Origin of the sequence: Schlesneria sp. (assembly GCF_036405755.1) — a bacterium.
GTDB classification, from domain to species: domain Bacteria; phylum Planctomycetota; class Planctomycetia; order Planctomycetales; family Planctomycetaceae; genus Schlesneria; species Schlesneria sphaerica.
This window is the reverse complement of record NZ_DASWWZ010000398.1, coordinates 1-2,373: the sequence shown is the minus strand read 5'-3', so window position 1 is coordinate 2,373 and position 2,373 is coordinate 1. Positions and strand designations below refer to the sequence as shown.

2 protein-coding genes are annotated in these 2,373 nt (G+C 57.6%); one reads left to right on the top strand and one right to left on the bottom strand.

Features of this window, described 5'->3' with window-relative positions; all coding sequences use genetic code 11:
- Positions 1 to 183 (top strand): hypothetical protein (locus VGE80_RS13670; protein WP_440593064.1); only part of this gene is annotated, 183 nt, incomplete at its 5' end.
- A gap of 85 nt (positions 184 to 268) precedes the next feature.
- On the opposite strand, the gene VGE80_RS13665 is transcribed toward VGE80_RS13670, so the two are convergent.
- Positions 269 to 2,053, bottom strand: a complete 1,785-nt coding sequence (locus VGE80_RS13665) for a lipase/acyltransferase domain-containing protein (protein WP_373651390.1) — start codon at positions 2,051 to 2,053, stop codon at positions 269 to 271.
- Positions 2,054 to 2,373: the final 320 nt, after the last annotated feature.

The following is a 2,373-nucleotide window of genomic DNA, read 5'->3' as shown; positions in this document are numbered from 1 at the left end:
GTCGGTTCGACTCCGACCGGAGCCTCTCAAACAGAAGCCGATGCAGGACACTGTCCCGCATCGGCTTCTGTCATTTCACAGGGCCTTCACCCGCCATGCAGGCAGACCGCCCCCGGGGGGATTCACACCATGAGCCCTGTTGAGATTGCTGTCACTCCTTTGGCCGTATCGAGCAGCCCCTGAGCGGCCGAGCGCGAGCGATTCGCAGGGCGACTAACGGAGCCACTTCACGGGCGCCCCAAATTTCATCCCCGCGATTGTCTCATCCTCAGCGGGGAGACTCAATCAGCAAATAGAGAACATTGTCCGTGAAGGCCGGGTCCTTGGTCAGGCCCAGATGGTCGGTGAACAGGAATGTGACGCTGTCCCACTTGATGGGGCTTTTCAAGCGTGGTGCCCACTTCCCATTGTCCGAAAGTCGCTCATCCATCAACGCACTGTGACGCGTGACAAGTCCGTCGCCCGCCACGCGTGCTGTGGGGGAGAGCGCCCCTCGATTGTCGATTGCGTACTGAAAAACAGTGGGGTGCGCATCGCTGGCGATCAGATGAATGGTCGTTCCTTCGGGCGGATCAACCTTCACGTCGATGGCAGCGTGAAAGCGTTCCGCACGTCGCAGACATTTGGCAAGGTGACCATACGCCACCTCCAGCCTGCGCAGGGGATCAGGTTCATTGGGAAGCAGATATCGCAGTTGCTCTGACTGTGTCGGGTTAAAGAAACCCCATCGCGCGTGAACCCAGACCTGAGGATCATAAAGGTCCACGGTCTCACGCCGGGAACCTGAGACCACCGGACGGTGTCGAGTCCTTGGCAGCAGTTGGTAAACCGACGGCATCGTCCCCAGTAGCGCTGGCTCATACTTGGAAAAGAATCTCGAGAATTGGACTCCCTGAGTCAAATACTCCACCGCCTGAAGTGAACCCGCGTTCGGCGGTGCCACCATGACCAGACGATCGACGTACTGAGCCCCCTTCCAGTTGATCTCCGGAAGACTGCCGTCCTCAGGAAGAGGGGCATCACCGTACTGGAGGTAGTAACGGGCCATCACTCCTCCCATCGAGTGAGCGACAATATCGAATCGAACGGGTTCCGCATCGTCTCCAAATCGCGCTTGCCGCTCTGCTTCAACAAGCGCTTTCTTCTCGAGAATAAACTGATGGAGTTGCGCCGCTGTTTCGACATTGTCACGCCGCCAGTCGTACGCGAATTGAAAGCAGCGCACATCCTGCGGGTCTAACTCGTCCGGCGAATCCCGATATCCACCAATTCCGAGGGCGGTCACGATGTCCCGATACGCCGCCATCTGAAAGAGGACCCCAAACACGCGGACGTTCAACGTGTCGAGGGGCCCGGAGACTTCGATTGTATCCGTCAGGTCTTTCAGGGCCTCCCCTTCCCCCATGGGCAACGCGAGTAACCGGGCCCCTTCAACGGTGGAGGGATCAATTCCATTTCCGCCGAATTCGCCCCAGACAACGCGCCGCCCCGATTCGTCGACTAACTTTGAGCCGAGAATTCCGGGAATCACAATAATCGGATTTCGCTGGTACTCGTCTGATTTCGACGTCCGACTGTAGATGCTTCCCAGATCGGGGCGTCCCCATGGAGCACGCGATTCTCGAGTCGCTGTCGGAATCAGATCGACCCCCGAATCATCACTGGTCATCGACGCCTGTAACAGCTTCGATTCCAGCCCGGGAGCTCGCCAGATACCGACGGCGGGTACGGCAGACGAATCGTTCTTGCTCGTTTCCGGAGGCTCATTGATGACTTTGGCGCGTCCCGCCGGTGTGATCGTGCGGCAACCCGCCACGATCACCCAAATGCAGACCGCACACCAGAGTGTTTTCGAGTACATGAATTGCCCGTCCATGAGCATGCTGAAGTGGCTGGCAGCATAGAGGAAGTCGTCAATTCCTGACAGGGGATTTTCGCCCCCGTCACAATCGCCATGACGCACCCCTCCTTCGCGGTTCGCTCCTGACGAATTAAGCCCGATTAATGGACATGCGGTCGCTTCGAGGACTGCCAGTTCTACAAGTGTGTACAAAGCTGCCGAGACGACTCCTCTCCAAAAAACTCGCTACATCCCGCCGTCTACCCAACCTAACCACGGGCTGCATCAGATAGCCGCTCGCTAAAAACTGCGGCCGAGGCCCCTCGGAGTCAGGGGGACACCGAAGAAAATGGGTCCGGCAAACAATTTTGCGAGACTTCACCATTTTTTACGGGTGGCGACATCTCAGGGACAGAATTTGCAACAGGAAGCCTCGCTCCGAAGCAATGACTGATGTTGCGAGGATGTCGTCGTTGAAACCGCAAAGGAGACGATCATGCTGCTGTTTCCCAACCGAGCTACTCCGCTGCTTT